Raw genomic sequence first — 24,916 nt, forward strand, 5'->3', positions numbered from 1 at the left:
CATGATACCGACGCGGCGTTGGAACGCTTATGGCAGACTCTGCCTGCTGATCCAGATACCCTCGCCACGATGCCACGCAGCCACTATACCGGTCTCGCCGGTCAATCCTACGACCAGCCTGCACAGGCTGGCGTATTGCTCGTGAACCTTGGCACACCGGAAGCCCCCACGGCAGCGGCACTGCGCCCTTATTTAGCCGAATTTCTGGGTGATCCACGTGTAATCGAGTATCCGCGCTGGCTGTGGTGGCTGATCCTGCACGGGGTGATCCTGCGCATCCGGCCGGCTCGCTCCGCGCACGCCTACGCACGCGTCTGGACGCCCGAAGGTTCGCCGCTGCGTGTCGGCTCCGAAAAGCTCGCTGCTGCCTTGCAGGCAAAGCTCAAGCATCACCCTCCCGGGCCGATCCGAGTGGCGCTGGCCATGCGTTACGGCAGCCCGTCGGTGCGCACAAGCATTGAGCAGATGCAGCGCGAAGGTGTGAAGCGTCTGCTGGTGCTGCCGCTTTATCCGCAATATTCGGGCACCTCCACCGGCTCGGTGCTTGACGCGGTGGCCGACACCATGAAACAGCTGCGCTGGCCGCCGGAGCTGCGCATCATCAACGACTACCACGATGACGAGGGCCACCTCGAAGCGCTGGCGCTTTCGATCGAACGTTGGTGGGCCGAACATGGCCGAGGCGAAAAACTGCTGCTGTCTTTCCACGGCATCCCGCAGCGTTACGTGGACGCCGGCGATCCTTATTTCCATCAATGCCAAACCACCGCGCGCGAACTCGGTGCGCGGCTCGGCTTGCACGACACGGAGCTGGTGGTGAGCTTTCAGTCACGGGTCGGACGCGAACCCTGGTTGCAACCCTACACCGATGCCACCGTGCAGCGCCTTGCCGCAGAAGGTGTGAAGCGCCTCGATGTCGCCTGCCCAGGCTTTTCGGTGGATTGTCTGGAAACGCTGGAGGAAATCGCCATGCAGAATCGCGATTTCTTCACCGCCGCGGGCGGCGAAACCCTGCGCTACATTCCGGCACTCAACGATAGCTCGGAGCAAGTCGCCAGCCTTACCGCACTCATCTTGCGCCACGCGCAAGGATGGCCGGAGTTTTCATAGGTTGGCGTAACGGATCGCTGAAGGAAACATTCGCGTGAGTGCCTGGATCGAACAACGCATCACTCTCTCCCATCACCTCACGCTGACCGCGCAGATCTGGGGAAAGCCGGATGCTCCGCCACTGCTGGCCTTGCACGGCTGGCTGGATAATGCCGGCAGCTACGCCTTCCTCGCGCCACTACTGGCCGGGCGTTGGCGCGTCATCGCGCTCGAATTGCCCGGCCACGGGCATTCCAGCCATCTGCCTGCCGGTATCAACTATCACTACGTTGACTACGTCAGCGCGGTGTTGGCCGCTGCCGAAGCATTGCAATTGGAACGCTACACCCTGCTTGGACATTCGCTTGGCGCAGGCATCGCTTCGCTGGTCGCAGCGGCAAAACCGCAATCGATCGAGCAACTGTATTTGATCGAAGGCCTTGGCCCGCTGGGCGATGATGGCTCACATACCCTGCAACGTTTCCGCGACGCCTTTGCCGCGCCCGCCGCCAGCGGCAAGTCGCTGCGCGTGTTCAGCGATATCGATCAAGCCATCAGCGCACGCACGCTCGCCAGTGGTCTGCGCGCCGATCTGGCGCGACCGATCGTCGAGCGCGGTCTGGCTAAAGTCGAAGGTGGTTATCGTTGGCGCAGCGATCCCCGCCTTACCCGACCCAGCGCCGTGCGTCTTGCTGAAAGTCAAATCGAAGCGCTAATTGCTGGCATTCAAACGCCTACAGCACTGCTGCTATCGAATCCAATGACGCCATATCTGCCATCCGCGATGATGCAGCGCCGCGCCAGCTTGCTTCCAAACGTCACTGTCACACATATAGATGGTGGCCATCATCTGCAATTGGAACATCCGCGTGCAGTGGCTGAGTGGCTGCTTGGTGACGACTGACTGAAATGATGCTGAGGCCAACATCGTCTCCCCATCCACAAGATCAAAACTTGCCTCGTCGTCGTTCCGGCGAAGGCCGGAATCCATGTTTCATACGTGCGATGGATTCCGGCCTTCGCCGGAACGACGACGAGGCGAAATGAGGTCTTTTGAAGATGCGAAGTCATCGGCAAAACTCTTAAAAGAATTTCGCGCCTCGCCAAAATCCCATCAAGTCGAAATGGCCAGCCGCTCTGAGCCATACACACGCGCCGTCAGCAGGGTCACCAGCATCGCCGCGAGCAGACCGCAAAGCATGCAGCTGGCGATCTCCTGCGCCGTCAGTTCGCCACCGCGCAGCAACTGAGTAATCCCTACCTGCTGACCAAGCAACGGCACGGCATACATCCATTGCGCCACCTTGACCGGCATCACGCTCAACAGGATCGACGGCAACGCCGGCACCAGCATCAGCATCGAAAGATGCGACTGCGCTTCGCGGTAGCTTTTGGCGAAAGCGGCCACCAGAGTCTGCAAAGACGCCAGCAGGATCACCAGCGGAAACATGATCAGCAGCACCTGGCCAGCAAACGACGGCCCGAGGTTGAGCAACATGCCCAGCTTCTCCGCCGGAATGAGCTTGCCGGCCACGCCGAAGCCCGTCACGCCGATCAACAAGCTGGTCAGCGAGAACACACAGATCGCCGCCAGCTTGCCCAGCAGCACTTTCCAGCGCGGCACAGGGTTGGCAAACAACGGCTCCAGCGACTGTCGCTCGCGCTCGCCAGCGGTGAGATCGATCGCCAGATACATACCGCCCATGAAGACGGTCAGCACGAAGAAATACGGCACGATGGCAAACATCTGCCCGGCGCGCGATTGCGGCGTGGATTGATCGCGCTCGTTGAGCGACACCGGCGCCATCATGGTCGGCGACAGCCCGCGCGCGACCAGCCGCATGGCTCCCTGGCGACGGACGTAGGTTTCGAGCATGTTCTTGACGCGCTCGACCGAACTGCCGGCATCACGCTGCGATGAGTCGTAGATCAGCTCCACCTGCGCGACTTCGCCTTTCTGCCAGGCTTTGCCGAAATCTTCAGGAACGCGCAGCACCACGTCGGCATCCTGGTCGCGCACTGCCTCTTCGGGATGGGCCACGGGCGGCTGTGGCTGCAAGCCTTGCTGCTTGAGCGCATCGATCATGTTCGGTGCGTATTGAGCACCGATCACCGGCACCTTGATCGGCTGATCAGCCTTGTTCAACTCACGCGTGAGCACGGTATTCATGATCATCACGAAGATGAGCGGACCGATCAACGGACCGAACACCAGCGCACTTAACACCGTGCGCCGATCACGCAGATTTTCCTTCACTTCCTTGACGAAGACAGTCAGCGTGGTTTTCATGCCGCCAATCCTTCTTCGCTGCCGATGATCTTCACGAACGCATCTTCCAAATTGGTTTGGCCGGTTAGCTCTCGCAAGGCATCCGGCGTTTCATCGGCGACCACACGGCCATGCGCTATCACCACAATGCGATCGCACAGCATCGCCACTTCCTGCATGATGTGGCTGGAGAAGAGCACGCAGCGCCCTTCGTCTTTCAGGCGACGCATGAACTGGCGCAGGCTTCGCGTCGCCATGACGTCAAGGCCGTTGGTGGGTTCGTCCAGAATCACGTTCTTGGGATCGTGGACGAGTGCGCGCGCAATCGCTGTTTTCACGCGCTGGCCTTGCGAAAAGCCCTCGGTGCGGCGGTCCGCAATATCTATCATTTCAAGCGCCTGGATCAATGCATCACGGCGTGCGCGGATAAGCGTGTCATCCATGCCATGCAAGCGAGCGAAGTAATCGATGTTCTCTCGCGCCGTCAACCGCTTGTAAAGGCCACGCGCATCCGGCAGCACGCCAAGCTGACGGCGCACGGCCAGCGCGTCGCGCGCGGCATCGATACCATCGACCAGCACCTGTCCCCGGTCGGGATTCATCAGCGTGTACAACATGCGCAAGGTGGTGGTCTTGCCTGCGCCGTTGGGTCCGAGCAAGCCGGTAATCTCGCCGTCCCGCGCCTTGAAGCTGACGCCATCGACAGCCTTCACTTCGCCAAAATGCTTGTGCAGATCCTTGACTTCGATCATGGCGAAGCTCCGTTGAAGTCGATGAAGGCAGGCGTCGGACCCAGTTTGTCCAGGCAGCTCGCATCCAGCTGCTTGGGATCAAGTTTGTCGATGAACTGGCCGAGCAATTGCGGCATGCAGCCACGACTGAATAGCGAATGCCCCTGCCCCTTGAAGATCAGCTGACGCCCGTCGCTCAAACCAGCGAGGATCGCTTCGCCGTAACGGGGCGGCGTCACCGGGTCGAGCTGGCCGGACAGAATCAGGGTCGGCTTGTCGCTTTTCAGCGGCGAATGGAAATCCGCCGGCCGTGTGCCGTGCGGCCAGACATCGCACTGCGCCTTGATCGAATCGACAAGGTGATTGCCGAGAATGGCGTTCTGATCCTGTGGCCGCGGCTGCAGCAGATCGCCGTCTTCGCTGCATATCACGCTCATGGACATGCCACTGTTCATGTCGCCACCCAGGTCACTGCTGAGCAGATTGGATTGACCCAGCAATGGTCCGACATCACCGTGTGCGGCAGCATCGATCGACAGCGGAAGCAGCGCCGCCGTTTCCGACTGATACGCAAACATGCGCACGACGCTGGCCAGCGAAAACTCGGTCAACGGACGTTCGACCATCTTGTAGGTTTGCGGATCGCGAAAACTCACTGTATGCGGATTAGCGCGGAGCGCGTCGCGCAGCTGATAAAGCGTCTGCATGGAGTCGCCAAAATGCTGCTTGCACGCGGGCACGGCTAGGCATGCGGCAAAATCTTTCCTGAGTGCATCATCCAGATTGCTGGCCATGTCCTCGCCCAGAATCACCTGATTGGGAACAGGTGAGTCCAGCACCATGCTGCGCACGCTGTCCGGATAATGCCGAACATATTGCTGCGCCATGCGCGTGCCGTATGACACGCCGACCAAATCGAAAGCAGGCGAACCGAGTGCCTTGCGCACATCTTCCAGATCCTGCGCAGCGATCGTGGTGGTGTAGTAGCGCGGATCGGCCTTCAGGCTGACTTCCGCCAGGCAAGCAGCAACTTCTTTGCGTACCTTGTTGAGGTCCAGCGTATAGGAAGCGTCGTCGTCATCGGCGTCGGCCTCCTTGCAGCTGAGCGGATTGGAGTCACCCGTACCGCGCTGATCGAGCAGCACCACGTCGTGGTGCTTGCGTACCTCATCAAACGCCGGAGCGGCGGCTACCCACGACTCAGTTGCCGCCTCGCCCGGGCCGCCCGCCAGCAATACCACCATGTCCGCGTTGGGTATCTGAGCGTCGCTGCGCGCTATGGCCAGCTTCAGCCCAATGCGGCGGCTGTGCGGATCATCGCGGTTTTCCGGCACCTCGAATGTCGTGCACCACGCTTGGGCGGTAGCGCCGCTGCCAGGGCGACCCAGTTCACACGGCTTGAAGACGAGCGAGCCACGCTGCCATGTGCGCCCCGCCGGGGATGACGTTTCGGTAGTCACCGGCGCGCTTCCTTCCGCAGGATCGCGCGCCTTGATCCGACCGTATTGGTACGCCAAAGCGCCCACGGCGGCCAGCGCCACCACTACGCGTAATACGGTTCTGGCCTGCATGCCTATTCTTCTCCCGGTACGAAGATCATTTCGATCGTCATGCCGAACAGGCGCGCGATCTTGAAAGCCAGCGGCAGACTCGGATCGTACTTCCCGGTCTCGATGGCATTGATGGTTTGTCGCGAAACGTCCAGCTTTTGCGCAAGATCGGCTTGCGACCAGCCACGCTCACTACGTAGTTCACGCACAACATTGTTCATGGTTTCGGGTGCATTCCGGACACACATGCATACGGCTTCATGCGCTCATTCACTCCGATAGCGACGCCGGTACCAACGCGACAGGGCAAGCACAAGCCCTGCTCCCATGCATCCGCCTCCCGTGCCATAGACGAAGCCGAGGCGGTAATCATCCAGCTCGCCGTGGGACAGCGCTGCGATGACGAGAATGATCACGCCCACCAGTGCGAAGCGCAGGTAGAACCAGCTGCCCGCGTCTTCGTCGCACCAGCTGCTGACCCCGTATCGGCGCAAAACGTACCAGCGCACCGCGCTGTAACTCAGCATGATGACCGGGAATACCCAGATCAGGATCGTGCCGTCCAACTTCAGCACGCCGGCAATACTCAGAAAGCCCCCGATCATGCCCAGCGTGCTGGTAACGGCGGCTGCCGTACCCAGAGCGATCAAGTGAGTGCGCTGTTCCAGCTCGTCGCTGGTGCGAATGCGCCGCGCAAGCAAGCTGATCAGGTAGATCAACGGCAGCACCGGCGCGAGCGCCAGCAGGATCTTCCAGGGCAGCTGCGTTGCCGTACGCAACAGCGGCCATGCGAACAGTACGGCCATCGCATAGATCGCCATCACCACCAGTACCCGCTGCTCATATTGCTTCTGCGAAAAGCGCCTCATGACTCCTCCCCTGTGTGCGGCCTGACCTAGCTCGCCAGCCATCCTCGCTGCCACCCGGCATGAGCACCCCCGCTATGACCGTGCACATCCCCAGCACCGCTTAGTCCTGACGAGCATGTAAAGCTTGCTTGACAAGCAGGTTAGGCCCGTAGCGCACCCATGTCAAGCGTCCTTTACAAGATGCCAAGACTAACCCACTGAAATGGCATTCCAAGGGTAGTCCAGCGACCTATCGCGTCACATTTGGACCGGCACACCGTCCCCTTTTGTGATCCAAATCACGGAATCTTCTGATAGGCAATCAGGCATTTCTTAAGGTTAAGTGAGCGCAATGTAGGAAATTTGGCCAGTTCAGGGGAAAATGTGATGGGGATCACTCTTTGGCCCGATTGTTGCTCAGCAGTCCATGCAAGGCGTGGGCCTGCCCGTGAGGGGGCGGGGAAACGCCCGGCCCACCAGCGATTTACCTAGATGTCGCACCTGAATGTTGCACCTGACCTACACACGTAACTCAAGGAAACCCTTATGAAAAAGACTCTTCTCACCGCTGCGCTGCTGACCGCCTTTGGCGTTGCGGCCGTCGCGCCGCAGGCTGCCCTTGCAGCCTCCACCGGCACCATCAACTTCTCCGGCAAGGTGTACAAGGACACCTGCGTGATCACCGTCAACAACGGCGCCACGGTCACGCTGCCGACGGTTGCCACGTCGGCCTTCGCCACCTCGTCGGGCGTTGCACTGGCCTCCAGCGCAACCAATTTCAACATTGCCCTGACCGCTTGCGACAACAACCTGGTGAGCGCGTCCACGGCGTTCAATGGCACCAACATTGACACCACCACGGGCAACCTGAAGAACTCGCTCTCGACCAACAACTCGAACGTCGAAATCGAGCTGCTGAACGGCGCCAGCGTCATCAACACCAACACCAACGCCAACGCCCCGACGATCGCTCTTACGAGCGGCGCAGGTAACGTCACGTTGACAGCCGAGTACATCACCACCTCGACGGCCACCACCGCCGGTCTCGTGAGCTCGTCCGTTGGCTTCACGCTGACCTATAACTAAGTGTGGCACCACGGTGCTGCGGTCATGCGTCATGGCCGCAGCACGTTTTTCCGCAAGCCGCGACGCATTGACTTCCGACAGGGTATTTCCATGAAAAGCCTGCTCTGCGCAGCTCGCGCAGCCTTGATAGCGCTTTGCCTGACCGCCACTGCAGCCAACGCCAACGTGCTGATTGCCGGCACGCGCGTGGTGTTTTCCGCGCAGGATGGCGAGGTCACTGTTCGGCTGACCAATGACAACGCGCAGCCTGCGCTGGTCGAGGCATGGATCGATGATGGCGATCCCAACTCCACCCCGAATAACGCCAAAGCGCCCTTCCTGATCACGCCGCCGCTGTTCCGTATCGAGGCACACAAGGATCAGAACCTGCGCATCATTTCCACCCCGGCACCGCTGCCCAGTGACCGCGAGTCGCTGTTCTGGCTCAACGTGCTGGAAATCCCGCCCAAGCCCAGCGGCCCGCAATATGCAGGCAAGAACACCCTGCAGCTGGCCATTCGCTCGCGGCTCAAATTTTTCTACCGTCCGGCCAATCTTGCTGGCGATGCCAATAAGGCCGCCGAACAGATGACCTGGAAGGCCGTCGCAGACGGGCAAGGCTACGCACTGGAAGTGCGTAACCCCACGCCGTACCACGTCACCATCGTCCAGCTGTCGCTGACGGTGAATGGCAAGTCGTATACCGCGGACAACGGCATGGTCGATCCGCTCGGCAACCTGCGCCTGAAGATCAAGGGATTGACCGAGGCTCCTGCAGCGGGCACCGCTGTTGCCTTCAACGTTATCAATGATTTTGGCGCGACTGTTTCCTTCAAGGGCAACGTCGCACCATGACACGTCAGCGCACATTCCATAAGAAGGCTTCAGCGGCCCGACATGGTGTGTGCCGCCAGATTTTACTGTGCGTGGGTATTGCCGCTGCACTGGGCAGCTGGACAAACGCCTTCGCCAGCGCATCTGCCGACGCATCTCCCGTAGCTGCCAGCGGTGCGGACGCCAGTGCCAGCAACGGCTATGCCGACTTCGATCGCAGCATGTTGTCCGGCTCCGGGCAGAACACCACGGATCTGTCGCGCTTCGAGCATGGCAATCCGGTGCTGCCGGGCAGCTACAACACTGACATCTATCTCAACAATGTCTGGATTGGCCGCAGCGACGTGCGTTTTGCCGCAACGACGGCCAATGCGAGCGCCATCCCGTGCGTAGACCAAAAGCTGCTCGATCAGCTGCGGGTGAAACCGGCCAAACTGTCCGATGACATCAAGGCTCGCCTGGCCGACCCCAAGGGCTGCGTAAGCATCGGCGACCTGATTCCCAGCGCCACCATGACATTCGATATGTCGCAGCTGCGGCTCGACGCCAGCGTGCCGCAGGCTTATCTGGGTCAAATGCCGCGTGGCTATGTCAGCCCGCAATACTGGGATGCCGGCGTGCCGGCAGCGCTGCTGAACTACAACTTCAACAGCTACCACCTCGATTCCCAAGGTCAGAGCCAGACCACTTCATACCTGGGATTGAACAGCGGCCTCAATCTTGGCCCTTGGTATTTCCGCGAAGATGCCGCTGTCAATTGGGAATCTGCCACCCCCACGACGCCTTCGCGCCGTCAATGGCAGAACATTCAAGCCTATGTGCAGCGTGACCTGTCCTCGCTGCAGGCCATGTTGACGATCGGCGACAGCTACACCGATGGCGCCGTCTTCGACAGTTACGGTATCCGCGGCGTACAGCTCGGCACCGATGACCGCATGCGTCCGCAATCCCTGCAAGGCTATGCACCCGTCGTGCACGGCGTGGCGCAGACCAATGCCAAGGTCACCGTACGGCAGAATGGCATGGTCATCTACGAAACCACCGTGTCGCCGGGACCGTTCTCGATCAACGACCTGTATCCGATCGGCTACGGTGGCAACTTGCTGGTCACGGTGACTGAAGCGGACGGCCGCGTAAGCAACTTCACCGTACCCTACGCCTCCGTGGCTCAGTTACTGCGTCCCAACATCACTCGCTTTGATATCGCCGTCGGCGAACTGCGTGATGCGTCGATTCACGACAAGCCGGCCGTGCTTCAGGCGACCGTCCAGCACGGCTTCAGCAATCTGCTGACCGGATATGCCGGCATCGTCGGCTCGCAAGGCTATGGCGCCGCACTGGTGGGCGCCGCGGTCAATACGCACTTCGGCGCATTCGCACTGGATGTCACGCAGGCCAACACTCATATTCCTGGCTATGCGGCGCAGTCCGGACAAAGTCTGCGCGTGACCTACAGCAAGATCATCCCGTCGACCCAGACGACCTTCTCGGTGGCGGCTTATAGTTATTCCACTGGCGGCTTTTTGAGCGTCACCCAAGCCGCCGAAGCACGTGAATACGCACGCGAAGGTGTCAACGCGTTCACCATCGTGCCGCAAACGAGCATACCGACGATCGATGGCATCACAGAGGTCAGTGCGCTGTCGCCGGCACAGCAGGCGCTGCTCGCGGGTGGCTCATTCACGACCAACCCGATCTCTGCCACCGGCGTGCAGCGTCAGCGCAATACGTTCACGCTCTCGCTAAGCCAGCCGCTGGGGCACAACGGCGGATCGATCTATGCCAACGTGTCGGCCAGCGACTATTGGAACCAGCACGGCAACGATACGCAGTTCCAGGTGGGCTACAACGGTCATATCCACCAGCTCGGCTACAGCATCTCCGCAACACGTACCGTCGACCCGCTGGGCCGTTACGACAACGAGTACCTGGTGAGCTTCACCTTGCCGCTGGGCCACAGTGAACACTCGCCGGTCTTCACCCTGAACGTCGGTCACGACCAGAGCACCGGCGCGCAGGATCAGGCCATGGTGAACGGCACGCTGGGCGCAGACAATCAGTTCAACTACGGCGCAACAGCTACGCACAACGGCGATGGCGGCGGCAATGCCGGCAGCGTCAATGTGGGTTATCGCAGCCCCTATGCCGTGGTCAGCGCCAGCTATGGCGATGGCAGCGGCTACTCACAGGCATCGGTAGGTGCGAGCGGTTCGGTGATCGCGCATCCGGGTGGCGTCACCTTCGGCCAGCCGATCGGCGACACGGTGGGCATCATCTATGTTCCGGGTGCCGCAGGGGCTCGCCTGAACAATTCAGCCGGTGCACGCATCGATAGCTTCGGCTATGCCGTGGTGCCATACCTGCTGCCTTACCAGCTCAATACCATACAAATTGATCCCAAGGGTTTGCCGCTCGACGTGCAGCTCGATGCCACCAGTGCGCAGGTCGCACCCTATGCTGGCGCCGTGGTGATGCTGAAGTTCAAGACCAAGAATGGCCGCGTGCTGATCGTTCGTGCGCGCCTCGAAAACGGCCAAACCCTGCCCTTCGGCGCCGAAGTGTTCGACGATAAAGGCGCGTCGCTGGGTGTGGTCGGCCAGTCTGGACAGATCCTGCTGCGCGGCGTCGAATCGGCTGGCCGGCTGACGGCACGCTGGCAGGACGACAGCGGCGCTGCCCACGCTTGCTCGTTCCCCTACCAGGCACCGGTATTGCCCCGTGGCAAACACGCCAGTGCCGACGAAATCAGTGTGACTTGCTCGCAAGCGTCGCCAGACATGGCCATGACAAGCATGCAGGGAAAATGAAGCCCCAGGAGCACAGATTCATGCACCCGATATCACTTGCCCGCATGATGCCCATGAATGTCGATGCTTCCGCCGCATCCCGGAGGCTGTCATGAGGCACGCTATCGATTTCTTCCACCGCATGATCCGCCCCGGCAGGGGATGGGGTCGCTGTGGGCTGTTGCTTTTGTTGCTGGCATTGGGCTTCGCGCCCACCGGCAACGTGTTTGCGCAATGCATTGAGGACTTTCAGTCGCCAGGCGCACAGGGAACGGTCACCTTCAATCCGCCTTCCACCATCGCGGTACCCGCCAACGTCGCGACCAACACCGTGCTCTGGACGTCGGGTTCGATAAATCCGAACCCCAGTGTCATCTACGACTGCTACAACACGATCAACAATGGCATCACTAACAATGTAGGGAAGGCACCAGGCGCAGGCGTTCAATACTTCCCGACGGGCGTGGTGGGAGTCTCCTATGCGCTCATCCACGGCGGCGCGCCGATGTACCAATACGCCACCATGTCCACGTCGTACAACGGTGGATCAACCGTCACGTTCAGCCTTCCGACGATCATGGAAATCGTTGCCACCGGGACTATTACCAACGGCAGCACACTCGCAGCGGGCACACTCGGTTATTGGCAATGGCAGGGTAGCGGCAATCCGCAAATCGAAGCCTTTGTCCTGGGCAATCCAGTCACGTTCGTCACCTCGAGTTGCTCGGTCAACACCAATCCGATCAACGTGACGCTGCCGACCATCAGTACCACCGCTCTGGGCAGCGTGGGCGCCACGGCGGGTACCACCCCGTTTGCCATCGGATTGACTTGCACCGGCGCAGCAGGCATGAGCGTGTCAGTCACGATGAACTACAACGGCAGCGCTTCCGGCATCCAGGGCGTCCTGTTGCCAACCAGCGGCAGCACCAGTGGCATTGGCATACAGGTGCTCGACCAAGCCAACACCCCGATAACGTTTGGTACGGCGGAAGCTGAAGGCACGACACCCGTCGGTCAAATGACTATTCCTTACTCCGCGCGCTACTACCAGACAGCAGCAACGATCACACCCGGCACATTGGCGGCATCCGCCACCTTTACGCTGACATATCAGTGAACCTGGAAAATGGAAGCACGGGAGTGATCAGGGAAGCGGACGCCCAAATCTGCCTACAACGTAAAAAGCACGGGACCAATACACCGGCCAGGAGCACCACATCATGAAAAAAAGTATCGCTTTTACACTAGCCATAGTGCTGGCCAGCGCGGCTCAGGCAACGCCACCCTCGAAGACCGCCTCAACAACCAGCAAAGCACTCTCCAACGCAACCACCACTCAGGCAGGAAGCACCACTGCTACACCAGCCCAAACCAACGGTGGCAACGCCGCCTCAACCAATGGAAGCAACAGCAAATGGGTGTGCCCTCCGGGCATCAAGCCGGAAAACGGCAACACCAGCAAATGCTTTCCGCGCCCCACAAAAAACGAACAACGATAATCTTGGGCGTTTGCCAAATGCGAAGCACACGCTGCAACCATGGCAGACGTTCACTTGAAAGGCTCAAGTTTTCCGCGCAAGTTGCCGATTAATCAGCTATGTCATTCGTAGGTCTGCGTCACCAACACAGGATCGGCCGACGCCTGGGCGGCGCGAACATAGCCTGCGAAATACCGGAGCACCTGATCGGACTCCGCACCAGATAGATGGACAACATTTACCTGGAAGGGGCGGGACGCACTCGCCGTCGCGTCCGTCGTTGCTGCTGGATCGGAACAGTTTTGCTGAAGCGAGGAATGTATTTGGCCCGTGCTGGCAGCCAAATTCAGAACGCCTTGCATGGAAGCAACACTGCAAGTCGGCTCCACAACGGCACCGGCAAACCGGATCGTTCCGCTGTCAACGGTTCCGCCACCACCGGCCATCGCCGCGGACATACCCAGGGTCGATGCCAAGAAACATCCAGTCCAAACTAGCCACTGCCTACTACGCATAGCGCTGCCCTCCACCGGAGCCCGCGCACCATGCGAGCACCTATGAAGGCACATCGGCGGCGCATCCCCGGGGCTTGAGAGCGTCTGCCGAACCTTTTCATTGAAATGAGAACTACATCACATAGTTCGTGCGATGCAGCCGTCAAAAAGCCTGCGCGTGCGTCAGTGTGCGGTCGTCGTTACCTTTACGTGAATTCCCAGTGAAACAACAAGTTAGATGGCTTATCAGGACAGCGCCACACATGTTGGTTCTCTGGCGCGACACGCGTTGATCGATAGGCAGACCGCACCCGTCCGCGGGCAGTCGGACGCTTATGCAAAAAGCATATCGATCCCCTCAAGCGCCGTGATCGTGACGCTTGTGCAAGGCATCCCGCCCTGGGCAGTGATTTATCGGCAACATTCCGGCGTGCTTTAGCCTTTATTCGCAATGCTTCTATCCGTCATGCGGCAAATCTTGACCGAGAAGTCGCTGCGAACGCTCATGCGCCCGCAGCTTGCAAACAACCGAATACGTGAAAGATGCGGCGCCGCACCGCCATATCGGCATCAACGCGAAGAAATGTATTTCTCGCGCCGGATCTGCGGGATCGGCAGGCCGAATTCCTTCAGCGTGTTGAAGGCGGCATCGACCATGTTGGGATTGCCGCACAGATAGGCGATATCCCGCGCCGCCGACGGCGCGAGTTCCGCCAGCACGCTTTGCACATGTCCCGAGCGATCACTGGGGCGCGGCGTTGCACGCGGCTGTCGACTCAGGCAGCCATGGAAGGTGAAACCGGGATTGGCCTTGGCGAAGGCTTCGAACTCCTCGCCATAAAGCAGTTCGATTTCGTTGCGCGCGCCATACAGCAGCACGACTTCGCGATCACCCTTGGCCAGCAGCTTTTCGAACTGCGGCAGCATCGCGCGATACGGCGTGACGCCAGTGCCCGTGGCCAGCAGCAGGTAACGCGGATGCGTGTCGCCATCCTGCAAGCAGAAACGCCCGTAGGGGCCGCTCGCTTCGATCGTGCCGCCCACTTCCAGCTCGCTCAGCAGCTTGGTGGCCGCACCACCATCCACATAGCTCACTGCAATCTCGATACGTGGCACCGGCGAACTGCCGTCCCCCACCGTGGCTACGGAGTAGCTGCGCTTGGTGGCCGTGCCGTCGTCATACTGAAAATGGATCTGCAGGAATTGGCCGGGAATGAAAGCCAGCGGTTGTCCGTCGACTCGCTCGAAAGCCAGGTGCCGTACGGTGGGTGCCAGCATGCGGCTGTCGGCGAGGCGCAGGGTGAAGTGTTCGGCCATGCAGGTTTCCAATGAACTTTTAAGTGCCAGATCAGACACTTGACGTGCCCAAGCGGCGGTGAATGTGACTGCCCCGCTGACGGGTTGTTTCCCACCGCCAACGATGCGTGCGCCCAGCAAGACCGGCCGCCGGGACAAGGCCCGCTATAATAAGAGGCTGAACAAAATGGTGCAGCCCATGTCTTCCACCCCCGCACTTGTCGTCGACAATCTGCGTAAAACCTACGGTAACGGCGTCCAGGCCCTCAAAGGCATCAGCCTCACGGTGCAACCGGGCGACTTTTTCGCCCTTCTCGGACCCAACGGCGCCGGCAAATCCACCCTGATCGGCATTCTCTCCTCGCTGGTGAATTCCACCGGCGGCGATGCGCAGATCTTTGGCGTATCGGTCAACAAACGCCGCAACGAGGCGATGAAGCTGATCGGACTGGTGCCCCAGGAACTCAACTTCAACCAGTTCGAGAAGCCATTCGACATCTGCGTGAACGAAGCCGGCTTCTACGGCATCCCCCGACGGATCGCCGCCGAGCGCGCGGAGAAATACCTGAAGGAACTGCGTCTCTGGGATAAAGCCCAGGATCAGGCGCGCATGCTGTCAGGCGGCATGAAGCGCCGCCTGATGATCGCGCGCGCGATGATGAACGAGCCGCGCCTGCTGATTCTCGATGAGCCCACCGCGGGCGTGGATATCGAGATCCGCCGCTCCATGTGGCAATTCATCAGCGGCATCAATGCGGCAGGCACCACGGTGATTCTCACCACGCATTACCTGGAAGAAGCCGAGCAGCTGTGCCGCAACATCGCCATCATCGACCACGGCACCATCGTGGAGAACACCTCGATGAAGCAGTTGCTGTCGAAGCTGGACGTGGAAACCTTCGTGTTCGATGTCGACAACCTGCCGGAGCATCTGCCGTCGCTGCCGGGCATCACCTTCCGGCGTGTCGACGATCACACGCTGGAAGCGGAAATGCCACGCACCCAAGCGATGAATGCGCTGTTCGAGGCGTTCTCCACGAACGGCATCGTCGTCACCTCGATGCGCAACAAAACCAACCGACTGGAAGAACTCTTCGTGCGACTGGTCGAACATGGTCGACAAGAGCAGGGACAGCAGGATCAGGACAAGCAAGCGTCCGGCAAGGAGAAAGTGGCATGAGTAACTTCGCCGGCAATTTGATCGCCCTGCGCACCATCGTGCGCCGTGAGATCGTGCGCATCATGCGCATCTGGACGCAGACACTGATTCCGCCCGCGATCACGATGACGCTGTACTTCGTGATCTTTGGCAAGCTGATCGGCAGCCGCATCGGCAACATCCAGGGTGAATTCACCTACATGCAATACATCGTGCCGGGCCTGGTGATGATGAGCATCATCACCAACAGCTACGGCAATATTTCCAGCTCGTTCTTCGGCGCGAAATTCCAGCGCTCGGTGGAGGAAATGCTGGTATCACCGATGTCGAACTGGGTCATTCTGCTTGGTTACGTCACGGGCGCCGTGGCGCGTGGTCTGGTGGTGGGGCTGCTGGTGCTGCTGATCGCATTGTTCTTCACCAACCTGCATGTGGCACACCCGCTGGTCACGATTTTGTCAGTGCTTTTCGGCGCGACGATTTTCTCGCTGGCCGGGTTCGTCAATGCGGTGTACGCCAAGAAGTTTGACGATATCGCGCTCGTACCGACCTTCGTACTGACACCGCTCACCTATCTCGGCGGCGTGTTCTACTCGGTCAACATGCTCAGCGAACCGTGGCAGGCCATCTCGCGCATCAACCCGATCCTGTACATGGTCAATGCCTTCCGTTTCGGCGTGCTGGGCATCAGCGATGTGCAAATTGGCGTGGCGTTTGGCGTGATGATGATCTTTGTGATCGGCTTGTCGTGGCTGGCGCTCAACCTGCTGCGCCGTGGCGTCGGCTTGCGTTCGTAAATTCGCCGGTTCATGCGCGTCAACAAATACATCAGCGAGGCAGGACTGTGCTCGCGCCGCGAAGCCGATGAGTGGCTACTGGCAGGCCGCGTCACCATCAACGGCGAAATCGTCACCACCGGCGCCAAAGCGCTGGAGGGCGACGAGGTGCGCGTCGATGGCGAGATCGTCAAGCCGCGCCTCCTCGCCAGTACACCGACGGCCAAGCGCGCGGTCTATATTGCGTTGAACAAGCCGGTGGGCATCACCTGCACCACCGATCAGAGCGTAAGCGGCAATATCGTCGATTTTGTCGATCATCACGAACGCATTTTTCCGATCGGACGCCTGGACAAGGACTCCGAAGGACTGATCCTGCTCACCAGCAACGGCGATATCGTCAATGAGATCCTGCGTGCGGAAAACCACCACGAAAAGGAATACCTGGTCGCCGTAAACAAACCGGTGACCGACGAATTCCTTGCCGGCATGGCACGTGGCGTGCGCATCCATGGACAGATGACCAAGCCCTGCCGTACCCGCAAGATCGCGAAGTTTGGCTTCGCCATCGTGCTGACCCAGGGCCTGAACCGGCAAATTCGCCTGATGGCGGCGGAATTCGGCTATCGCGTCACCCAGTTGCGTCGCGTGCGCATCATCAACGTCAAGCTAGGCCATCTGAAGATCGGTCAATGGCGCAACCTTACCGAGGCGGAGTTGAAGGGGTTGCTGCCTCACCGCACGCAGTGGTGACCGAGTCTACTTAGTTGGGGAGGCAGGCCGGGGAGGTGTAGCCCCAACATCTGTGAGTTTGAGCCATACCGCGCCAACCCAACCGAAACCCCACCCTGAGATCAGTGTTTCTTGCGCAACGGAACATCCCTGAGCAACCAGGCGAGCAAGAAAGCCAGCACGATCACGCAGGCCGCCGTGGTGTACACCATGTGCAACGAACCACCAAACGCCTGCAAATAGATCGAGCGTATCGCGTCAGGCAGGTGATGCACCCCATCGGGACCCATCGAGTGCGGCAACACGGCATCCTTGGGAAGGGTTGCCGATAGCCGCGAATGCAGTCCATTGGTAAACATCGCGCCGAACGTTGCCACGCCAATGGAACCGCCGATGGAACGGAACAAAGTGGTTCCGGATGTAGCCACGCCCATATATTTGAAGTGCACGCTGTTCTGCACCGCCAGCACCAGCACTTGCATCACCATGCCCAGTCCCACACCGAGCAGGCCGATATACACGTACAGATATTCCACCGGTGTCTCGTTGTTGAGTGTGCCCAGTAGCGCCATCGCGATGGAGGCCACCAGCGTGCCCATGATGGGAAACACGCGATAACGGCCGATGCGACTGATCGTGCGTCCGCTGATGATCGAGCTGATCGTAAGACCGACCATCATCGGCAGCAGCTGCATACCTGCTTGCGACGGCGTGGAGTTTTTCACCACCTGCAGATACAACGGGAGAAAGGTCATCGCACCGAACAGCGAGGTGCCGATAATGAAACCAATCAGCGAGCAAAGCAGGAACGTACGCTCCTTGAACAACACCAGCGGAATGATCGGCTCGGAGGCATGCCTCTCCTCGTACACAAAGCCGACCAGCGCCACCAGACCGAATACCAGCGTGAACCACAACTGCGCCGACGACCACGGCAGCGTCACGCCACCCTGCGTCGTGAACAACACAATGCAGGTCAGCGCGGTCGCCAGGAACGCGGCGCCCATGTAGTCGATTTCGTGCTTGATATGCGCCACGTGTGGCTTGAATACCGCACTGATCACCGACAACGCCAGAATGCCTAGCGGCAGGTTGATGTAGAAGATCCAGCGCCAGCTCAGATGCTGCACCAGGAAACCGCCGATCAGCGGACCGATCACTGTCGCCAGGCCGAAGATGGCACCGAACATGCCTTGGAAGCGACCGCGCTCCGCCGGTGGAATCACATCACCGATCGCTGCCATCGTCACCACCAGCAAACCACCGCCACCGAGGCCCTGCAGCGCACGCATCAGGATCAGCTCGGTCATGTTCTGCGCCAGTCCGCACAAGGCTGATCCGGCCAGAAACAGCGCGATGGCCGCCTGCAGCACGATCTTCCGGCCAAACAAGTCACCGAACTTGCCGTACAACGGCACCACGATGGTCGATGTCAGCAAGTAGGCCGTCACCACCCAAGACAGATTTTCCAGGCCACCTAGCTCGCCCACGATGGTCGGCAGGGCGGTAGAGACGATGGTCTGGTCCAGCGCGGCCAGCAGCATCACCAGCAGCAAGGCAGAAAACAGCAGTCGCACGGGCGGGTGCTCGCGCGCGGATATCGGCTCTTGCTGCTCGGCCGCCGGTGGGGATTTTTCGACAGACAACGATGCGTCGGCGCTCATAGGGCCACTTTGTTGAAATTAATTAATGACTTCATTAATATATAGCGTACTGCCCAGTTCAGTCAATCGGTGATGAATCACGATGGCGTCTCGTAGCAAAAACGCGCCGGCCCAGCGCACATCCCAAGCCGGCGATCCCCCTGCCAGCCGGCGCCCTGGCCGTCCTTCCGGTTCAGTGAACGGCCTGGAGCAACGCAACCGCCTGCTCGATACGGCACTGGTGCTGTTTGCCCGACAAGGCATCGTGGACACCTCCTTGTCGGCCATCGCCCGCGAGGCAGGCGTCACCGCAGCCATGCTCCACTACTACTTCAAGACCCGCGATCAGTTGCTGGACGTATTGATCGAGGAACGTATCCAGCCGCGTCGCATCGCTATCGGCAAGACCTTCGATATCAACACCGGCGACCCCGTCACGGTCATCACCCAATTGACAGAGCGGTTGATGAAGACCGCGACGGAACATCCATGGTTTCCCGCACTATGGATGCGCGAAGTACTCAGCGACAACGGCATATTGCGGCAGCGCATCCAGCAGCGCTATGGCACGCTGTATCAGCAATCCATCGTCGATTGCATCGCGCATTGGCAAGCGGAAGGCAAGTTGAATCGCGATTTCGAACCTTCCCTGCTTTTCATGTCGATTCTTGGTCTGACCATCATGCCGCTGATCGCTATCAAGGCATGGCAGAGTGATCCTCTTCGTTCCAAACTGGGTCCTGCCGACATCGCGCGGCATGCCGTTGCGATCATTTCGCATGGCGTGAGCCCCAAGTCTTGATCTGACAAGACAAGGCCCGGTTAACCGGGCCTTGTCGCAAACAGAAAACGCACTTCCGTGCGCGTTGTCACGCACTTAGAAATCCAGGCCCCAGCTGTTCAAGGTGCCCGTGGTACGTGAACTGGAGTTGTAGATCTCCAGATACCAAGTGCCGTTGGCACCCACCGAAGAGGCATTCACCGTCCAGGTGTTGCTGCCGTTGGCGTTTTGCACCGGCAGCTCCGCGTAGTCACCGTTTGGCGCCACGATGTAAGCCGACAGCCTGCTCGCCGAGCCGCCGTAGCTGATGTTGGCACTCACCTGCAGATTGGAAGGCGCCTTGCTCGCCTGACCAGACACGGCGATGCTGCTGACGGCCCAGTTGTCACCGGTAATGGCTACCGGCGTGTTGTTGGAGAACACACCCGAACCACCGCTACTGCTGCTAACCGTCACCGACTGGCTGGTGCTGTTGCTGGCACCGGTGTTGTCGGTTACCTGCAACGTGACGGTGTAGGTACCGGCGGAGGTATAGGTGTGGCTCGGGCTGGCCGCGGTTGAGCTGCTGCCATCACCGAAATTCCAGGCATACGAGCTGATCGTGCCGCCCGTATCGGTGGACGTGTTGGTGAAGGCGACCGTCAGTCCACTCACGCTGTCGGTAAAGCTGGCGACCGGGCTGCCGCTGGCACCCGACGACACCGTGACCGTCCCGGTCTTGGTGTTGGTCGCGCCGGTACTGTCGGTCACTTCCAGCGACACCGTGTAAGTGCCTGCTGCCGTGTACGTGTGACTCGGGCTGGCCGAGGTCGACGTGCTGCCATCGCCGAAATTCCACGCGTACGACGTGATGGTGCCGCCCGTATCGGTGGACGTATTGGTGAAGTTCACCGTGAGGCCGCTCACCGTATCGGTGAAGTTGGCCACCGGATCACCGCCCGACGAACTGCCACCGGCCAGACTGCTGAACTGGCCGACGACCACGCTGCCCCAGCCGGTGGTGTAATCCCAGCCGGTGCCGGCGGTTTCACCATCGTTGTTGCCCGATGTGACGTCGTGGAAGGCATTGGCGTAGTTGGTCGACGAGGACTGTGCGACCTTGTAGATCACCGGCGCCGCGAAGCCCAGGCTGGTGCCATTGGCTTGCAGTACATGCGCCCAGAAGCCCACCGCCAACGGTGCAGCGAGGCTGGTGCCGCCGATCTGCTGGCCGGACTCACCATCCACCGTGACCAATGCGCCACTGTCAGGGCTGGCATCGAAGGCGATATCAGGCACGCCGCGATAAGTCTGGTTGGTGATGCCCGCCACGCCCTGCTGCCAGCTCGGGATCGGCTCGAAGGTGCTGGGGCTACCGCCCGTGGCGCCTTCGTTCTCGTTCAGGTTGTTCCACACGGTTTCACTGGCCCACGTGGTGGTGCCCGTGGTGTACAGCTCCGTACCGCCCACCGCTGTGACGTACTCCGAACTCGCCGGCCAGCTGGGCGTGGTGCCACCAGTACCGCACTCATCAGCACCGGAATCGCCAGCGGAGACGAAGAAAGTCTGGCCTTGCGCGACCGCCTGCTTGAACGTGGTGTCATTCGATGCAGCGGAACCGTCGGACTGCGCATCGGTTTCGCACTCACCCAGCGATACGTCGATCGCCTTGAGCAGGTTGTCCGATACGACTTTCGCGTAGTCGGTCTGCAGATCCGAATCATCCAGCGATGCAGCATTGTAGAAGTAATACTGCGTAACGCCAGTGAACGCGATGATGTCCTGGCTATCCAGATCCCATTCGCCATCACCGGTATTGCTGCCGCTGGCGGTGTCATCGTCGTTCTTGATGTTGATTGTGACGCTCGGATCCACCGACTTCAGATCGCTCAGCACGTTCGCCAACGTACCGGAAGACACCGAACCCACCGGCACGGAGGTAACGTTACCGAGACTGCTGGCACCATAGATCACCGGGAAATCGGACGGCTGATGTCCTACTGCGGTACCTGTTGCATCAGGGTGCGTGGCCAACGCATGCTCGGCGATCGGGTCGTGATAACGCGCAAACACATGCGAGGTGTGCACGTTTTGTACACCGAGCACGGCGTGTACGACGTCCTGCAAGCTGGCTGGAATCTGCACAGCACTGCTGTTCGCGTACGCATCCCGTCCGTCATGCGTCTTCACATGCACGAAGCTGGTGTTGAAAGCCGCCTGCGCCGTATCAGCGTGGCCATCCGCTTCCACCAGCGCGTTGTTGGCGCCGATCTTGACGTTGGTGAATCCAGCCTTGGTCAGGAAGTCAGCTACCGATTGCGCCTGCTCCGCCGTCGGCGCGTAGGACGCATTGAACTGAGCGGATGTCAGCGGCTTGAAGCCGGGCTTGGCAATGTACTGGTCCAGTTGCTGCTCGTTGCGCAGCTTCAATGTCACCACGACATGAAGGGGCTGCGAAAAAGCGAGCGGCCCAACCACCTTGTCGCCATTGCGCAAGGTTACGGCCGGATGCAACGACACCAGCGCAGAGCTGGCCACCGCAGCCACTGCACCACTCGCCACCGGTTGCGCGGCGACACCGATGGAACTACCCAGTGCAACAAGACCCATGGCTACAACGAGGGTTTTCATACGGAGATTGCTTGGCATTATCTAATTCCCCAGGAATTGAGGACGAACGACCCCGATGAGGTCGCACGTACCCCATGACAGTTAAGTCGCGCGTGGACGCGACGCCGTTGTATCAATAGAGATTGCCCGGCGATTCCTCGAGCCTCGGCATACTGCTGCTCCCCCTGCGCTCCCATTGCATGCAGTGCCGACCTAACACTCGAACGACGCGTATTCCCCTATTGAATAGCGTCGCCGTGGAATCATTCGTCGCGTGCTCCCTATGACGAATGCGATCGAAACTATCCGCCGAATAAACCTGCGTCAAGGCGCAAGGATAGAACCAATTCGCAGAAACTCATGACGGCGAACGTGAGCAAAAAGCCCTGCTTTATTCACAAAAATTAATGGCGCGAAGCGACGTATAAACTTGCACACTGTTATCGATAGCAGTTTTACCGGCGCATGACAGGCGATGTCGTGCTCAACGTGAAGCGCGGCGCTTGCTCACTTATCTCGTCAACGTTTCATGAAAGTGAAGCGCGTTTCACGCAAGATGTTTCGATAAATAACGCGGCGTGGTGATCATGCGCATGCATTGACATCGTTATCGCAAGCTTCGTGCAAGTGAAGAGCGATCGAGCAACTGCGTCATGCCTTCACATTTGCACGATTGAAAATGTGCGTGCATTCACATGCACGCTGCTGCAAAAGCATGAACGAATGCTAACGCACGCGATGCAGTCAATCGTCCAGTCGCACGCCGAGCTCTGCAAATCGGCGTAATCCATCCTGCGTCGGCAGCAGTGCGCGATTGCGTTGAACGCGCCGCAACCAACCCGCATCCAGCATGGCGCTGGTGATCGCCACACCAAGCGGACCACCCAAATGCAAACGGCGCTCAGTCCAATCCAGGCAGCTGCGTCCATGCAAACGCAACAACTGCTGCGTCGGCGCCGCCTGCCAGCCTGCCTGCACTAAAGCGTCTGCGGCTGCTGGACTGAGGCTCATACCATCACCACCTGCATGCAGCCAGCCACGTTCCAGCCAAGCCTCACACAGCGCGACGCCCAGTTGCCCTGCCAAATGGCGATAGCAGGTCCGCGCACGGCATAACGCAGGATCGCGCGCAGCAGCGATCGGTGCCGTGCGCGCAGCATGTGGCAAAGCCATGCCTTCCAGCCAGGCCGCCACATCATCGTTGGCCAGTCGGAAATAGCGATGCCGCCCTTGTTCATGCAGACTCAGCAGGCCACCGTCGAGCAAACGCTTCAGATGCGCGCTCGCTGTGGCTGCGCTGACGCCAGCAATCTGTGCCAGCTCACCCGCGGGACGCGTGGTGCCATCCATGAGCGCGAGCAAGATGGCCGCGCGTGCCGGCTCAGCCAACAAGGCGCCCAGTTCGGCAAGTTGATAACGGGTGAGCGGACTGGCTTCAGTCATGCTCGCAGTCTAACCGGCACGTCCCTGAAACGCTTCGCTGGCGGACGAAACATCACCGGTATTCGCCGCTGTTCTACCGTTCTGGCATTACGCTCTGAACGGCCGGAACGTTGGAAAGACGCCCAACGCCCCGGGTTTAAATTGGCATTTAATCTTTATATTCACGTGGATGACGCGAGCGCCACACCTACTTCGTCACGCTCACTATTACCGTAGCGTCATTCCGGCGAAGGCCGGAATCCACGCTACGCACTGGCGATGGATTCCGGCCTTCGCCGGAATGACGGCGCGGTGTTTCCAAACATGACGAAGGCTCACCCTATCGACGCGAGCCTTGGTTTTTCGCGTGCTTCGCCGGACGCCCGATCGACTGCGCCGCATACTCACTCAACGCCACGCAAAAATGATCATAAAGCGCGCGTGTGCGTACACTGCGACGCAAGTCTTCGTGCATCACTACCCACGTATCCATCTGTAATGTAAAGCGACCCGGCAGCAGATGGATCAAGTTGGAATCACGACGGGCGATACCTATCTGGCAGATGCCGATGCCATAGCCGGCGCGTATGGCTGCCACCGATGCAAGGTCATTGTCCGTGCGCAAGGCGAAATGCTCGCGCGTGTAGGGCAGATCCGCTGGACGCATGCTGCGAATGTAGGGCGTCTCCGTATCGAAGCCGATCAGCGAATGCCCCGCCAGATCGGCCACCGTCTCTGGCCTGCCATTGGCTTCGATATACCGCTTATGCGCAAAGAAACCCAGCGCGATCTTGCCGATATGCCTCGCCACCAGGGCACCTTGCGTGGGACGCATCATGCGGACCGCGATATCGGCATCACGCCGCAATAGATCTTCGGGTTCGTTGGACAGCGACAGCTCGATCACGATGCCCGGATGCTGTTGCCGAAATGCGGCGAGTATCGGCGGCAGCACCTCGGCACCCATCATCTCGCTTGCCGTCACGCGCACCACACCTGCAATCGCATCCTTCCGGGTGGTCGCGGCGCGGCGCAGCGCGGCGGATGCCGACGCCATCGCTTGCGCATGCGGGACCAGCTCGTGCGCCAAGTCGGTAGGCGCCAATCCCTGCTGCGACCGCGCGAATAACGAGACACCAAGGATGTCCTCCAGCTCGCGGATATGCCGCCCCAGGCTCGGCTGCGTCATTCCCAAGCTGCGCGCCGCACCGGAGAGGCTCCCTTCGCGCATCACTGCGAGGAAAGAGCGGTAGAGCTGCCAATCAGGCTCGGTCATGTCCATACATATTTGTATAGCAGATCTACGGTATTAGGCAATTTTCTTTGATGCCCCGCAGGGCCAGACTAAATCCATCCCCGCAGAGGACACCG

At 59.9% G+C, this 24,916-nt stretch carries 22 protein-coding genes; 11 read left to right on the plus strand and 11 right to left on the minus strand.

Going from position 1 to position 24,916, the window contains the following annotated elements; translation table 11 throughout:
* Positions 1-69: 69 nt before the first annotated feature.
* Positions 70-1,110, plus strand: coding sequence for a ferrochelatase (gene hemH, locus ISN74_RS17790; protein ID WP_188800753.1), 1,041 nt, complete (start codon positions 70-72; stop codon positions 1,108-1,110).
* A gap of 34 nt (positions 1,111-1,144) precedes the next feature.
* Positions 1,145-1,993, plus strand: coding sequence for an alpha/beta fold hydrolase (locus ISN74_RS17795; protein WP_188800489.1), 849 nt, complete (start codon positions 1,145-1,147; stop codon positions 1,991-1,993).
* 210 nt (positions 1,994-2,203) lie between these two features.
* Here the strand turns inward: ISN74_RS17795 and ISN74_RS17800 are convergent, their stop codons facing one another.
* Genes ISN74_RS17800 through ISN74_RS17820 form a run of 5 tightly spaced genes read right to left on the minus strand, consistent with a single transcriptional unit; the run spans position 2,204 to position 6,508 of the window.
* The gene (locus ISN74_RS17800; protein ID WP_188800490.1) at positions 2,204-3,379 is read right to left on the minus strand and encodes an ABC transporter permease; all 1,176 of its coding nucleotides are present in this window, start codon (positions 3,377-3,379) and stop codon (positions 2,204-2,206) included.
* Positions 3,376-4,110, minus strand: coding sequence for an ABC transporter ATP-binding protein (locus tag ISN74_RS17805; RefSeq protein ID WP_188800491.1), 735 nt, complete (start codon positions 4,108-4,110; stop codon positions 3,376-3,378). Before ISN74_RS17805 ends, ISN74_RS17800 begins: the two co-directional genes overlap by 4 nt.
* Positions 4,107-5,660 (minus strand): alpha/beta fold hydrolase, encoded by a 1,554-nt coding sequence (locus ISN74_RS17810; RefSeq protein ID WP_188800492.1) that lies wholly within the window; start codon positions 5,658-5,660, stop codon positions 4,107-4,109. Before ISN74_RS17810 ends, ISN74_RS17805 begins: the two co-directional genes overlap by 4 nt.
* Before the next feature lie 2 nt (positions 5,661-5,662).
* Complete coding sequence (locus ISN74_RS17815; protein WP_188800493.1) at positions 5,663-5,860, minus strand: helix-turn-helix transcriptional regulator; 198 nt, start codon at positions 5,858-5,860, stop codon at positions 5,663-5,665.
* Positions 5,861-5,905: 45 nt separating this feature from the next.
* Positions 5,906-6,508 (minus strand): hypothetical protein, encoded by a 603-nt coding sequence (locus tag ISN74_RS17820; RefSeq protein WP_188800494.1) that lies wholly within the window; start codon positions 6,506-6,508, stop codon positions 5,906-5,908.
* Between the two features lie 525 nt (positions 6,509-7,033).
* Between ISN74_RS17820 and ISN74_RS17825 the strand changes: the two genes are divergently transcribed.
* The 5 genes from ISN74_RS17825 to ISN74_RS17845 all read left to right on the plus strand — a co-directional run bounded on the left by ISN74_RS17825 (position 7,034) and on the right by ISN74_RS17845 (position 12,674).
* Entirely contained in the window at positions 7,034-7,573 is a 540-nt protein-coding gene (locus ISN74_RS17825; RefSeq protein WP_188800495.1) for a fimbrial protein, read from the plus strand.
* Between the two features lie 90 nt (positions 7,574-7,663).
* Positions 7,664-8,407, plus strand: a complete 744-nt coding sequence (locus ISN74_RS17830; RefSeq protein WP_188800496.1) for a fimbrial biogenesis chaperone — start codon at positions 7,664-7,666, stop codon at positions 8,405-8,407.
* The gene (locus ISN74_RS17835) at positions 8,404-11,193 is read left to right on the plus strand and encodes a fimbria/pilus outer membrane usher protein (RefSeq protein ID WP_188800497.1); all 2,790 of its coding nucleotides are present in this window, start codon (positions 8,404-8,406) and stop codon (positions 11,191-11,193) included. The genes ISN74_RS17830 and ISN74_RS17835 overlap by 4 nt, the downstream gene beginning before the upstream one ends.
* A gap of 91 nt (positions 11,194-11,284) precedes the next feature.
* Complete coding sequence (locus tag ISN74_RS17840; RefSeq protein WP_188800498.1) at positions 11,285-12,292, plus strand: fimbrial protein; 1,008 nt, start codon at positions 11,285-11,287, stop codon at positions 12,290-12,292.
* Positions 12,293-12,395: 103 nt separating this feature from the next.
* Positions 12,396-12,674: a hypothetical protein gene (locus ISN74_RS17845; RefSeq protein ID WP_188800499.1), complete on the plus strand. Its 279-nt coding sequence runs from the start codon at positions 12,396-12,398 to the stop codon at positions 12,672-12,674.
* Between the two features lie 101 nt (positions 12,675-12,775).
* Here the strand turns inward: ISN74_RS17845 and ISN74_RS17850 are convergent, their stop codons facing one another.
* Entirely contained in the window at positions 12,776-13,129 is a 354-nt protein-coding gene (locus ISN74_RS17850) for a hypothetical protein (protein ID WP_188800500.1), read from the minus strand.
* Positions 13,130-13,717: 588 nt separating this feature from the next.
* Positions 13,718-14,464: an FAD-binding oxidoreductase gene (locus ISN74_RS17855; RefSeq protein WP_188800501.1), complete on the minus strand. Its 747-nt coding sequence runs from the start codon at positions 14,462-14,464 to the stop codon at positions 13,718-13,720.
* 166 nt (positions 14,465-14,630) lie between these two features.
* Between ISN74_RS17855 and ISN74_RS17860 the strand changes: the two genes are divergently transcribed.
* Genes ISN74_RS17860 through rluF form a run of 3 tightly spaced genes read left to right on the plus strand, consistent with a single transcriptional unit; the run spans position 14,631 to position 17,131 of the window.
* Complete coding sequence (locus ISN74_RS17860) at positions 14,631-15,623, plus strand: ABC transporter ATP-binding protein (RefSeq protein WP_188800502.1); 993 nt, start codon at positions 14,631-14,633, stop codon at positions 15,621-15,623.
* Positions 15,620-16,399, plus strand: coding sequence for an ABC transporter permease (locus ISN74_RS17865; RefSeq protein WP_188800503.1), 780 nt, complete (start codon positions 15,620-15,622; stop codon positions 16,397-16,399). The genes ISN74_RS17860 and ISN74_RS17865 overlap by 4 nt, the downstream gene beginning before the upstream one ends.
* Before the next feature lie 12 nt (positions 16,400-16,411).
* Positions 16,412-17,131 carry a 23S rRNA pseudouridine(2604) synthase RluF gene (gene rluF, locus ISN74_RS17870; protein ID WP_188800504.1) on the plus strand — a complete coding sequence of 240 codons (720 nt, stop codon included), beginning with the start codon at positions 16,412-16,414 and terminating at the stop codon, positions 17,129-17,131.
* A 101-nt stretch (positions 17,132-17,232) separates the two neighbouring features.
* On the opposite strand, the gene ISN74_RS17875 is transcribed toward rluF, so the two are convergent.
* A complete protein-coding gene (locus ISN74_RS17875; RefSeq protein WP_188800505.1) occupies positions 17,233-18,774 on the minus strand; it encodes an MDR family MFS transporter in 1,542 nt (513 codons plus the stop codon).
* Positions 18,775-18,856: 82 nt separating this feature from the next.
* On the opposite strand from ISN74_RS17875, the gene ISN74_RS17880 reads away from it, so the two are divergent.
* Positions 18,857-19,555, plus strand: coding sequence for a TetR/AcrR family transcriptional regulator (locus ISN74_RS17880; RefSeq protein ID WP_188800506.1), 699 nt, complete (start codon positions 18,857-18,859; stop codon positions 19,553-19,555).
* A gap of 75 nt (positions 19,556-19,630) precedes the next feature.
* On the opposite strand, the gene ISN74_RS21250 is transcribed toward ISN74_RS17880, so the two are convergent.
* From ISN74_RS21250 to ISN74_RS17895, 3 genes are all read right to left on the minus strand, one after another.
* Positions 19,631-22,144: a PKD domain-containing protein gene (locus tag ISN74_RS21250; protein WP_188800507.1), complete on the minus strand. Its 2,514-nt coding sequence runs from the start codon at positions 22,142-22,144 to the stop codon at positions 19,631-19,633.
* 723 nt (positions 22,145-22,867) lie between these two features.
* Entirely contained in the window at positions 22,868-23,566 is a 699-nt protein-coding gene (locus ISN74_RS17890) for an ArsR/SmtB family transcription factor (RefSeq protein ID WP_188800508.1), read from the minus strand.
* A 319-nt stretch (positions 23,567-23,885) separates the two neighbouring features.
* Positions 23,886-24,821, minus strand: a complete 936-nt coding sequence (locus ISN74_RS17895) for a LysR family transcriptional regulator (protein WP_229679352.1) — start codon at positions 24,819-24,821, stop codon at positions 23,886-23,888.
* Between the last annotated feature and the right edge of the window lie 95 nt (positions 24,822-24,916).

The organism is Dyella caseinilytica (genome assembly GCF_016865235.1).
GTDB lineage: Bacteria > Pseudomonadota > Gammaproteobacteria > Xanthomonadales > Rhodanobacteraceae > Dyella_B > Dyella_B caseinilytica.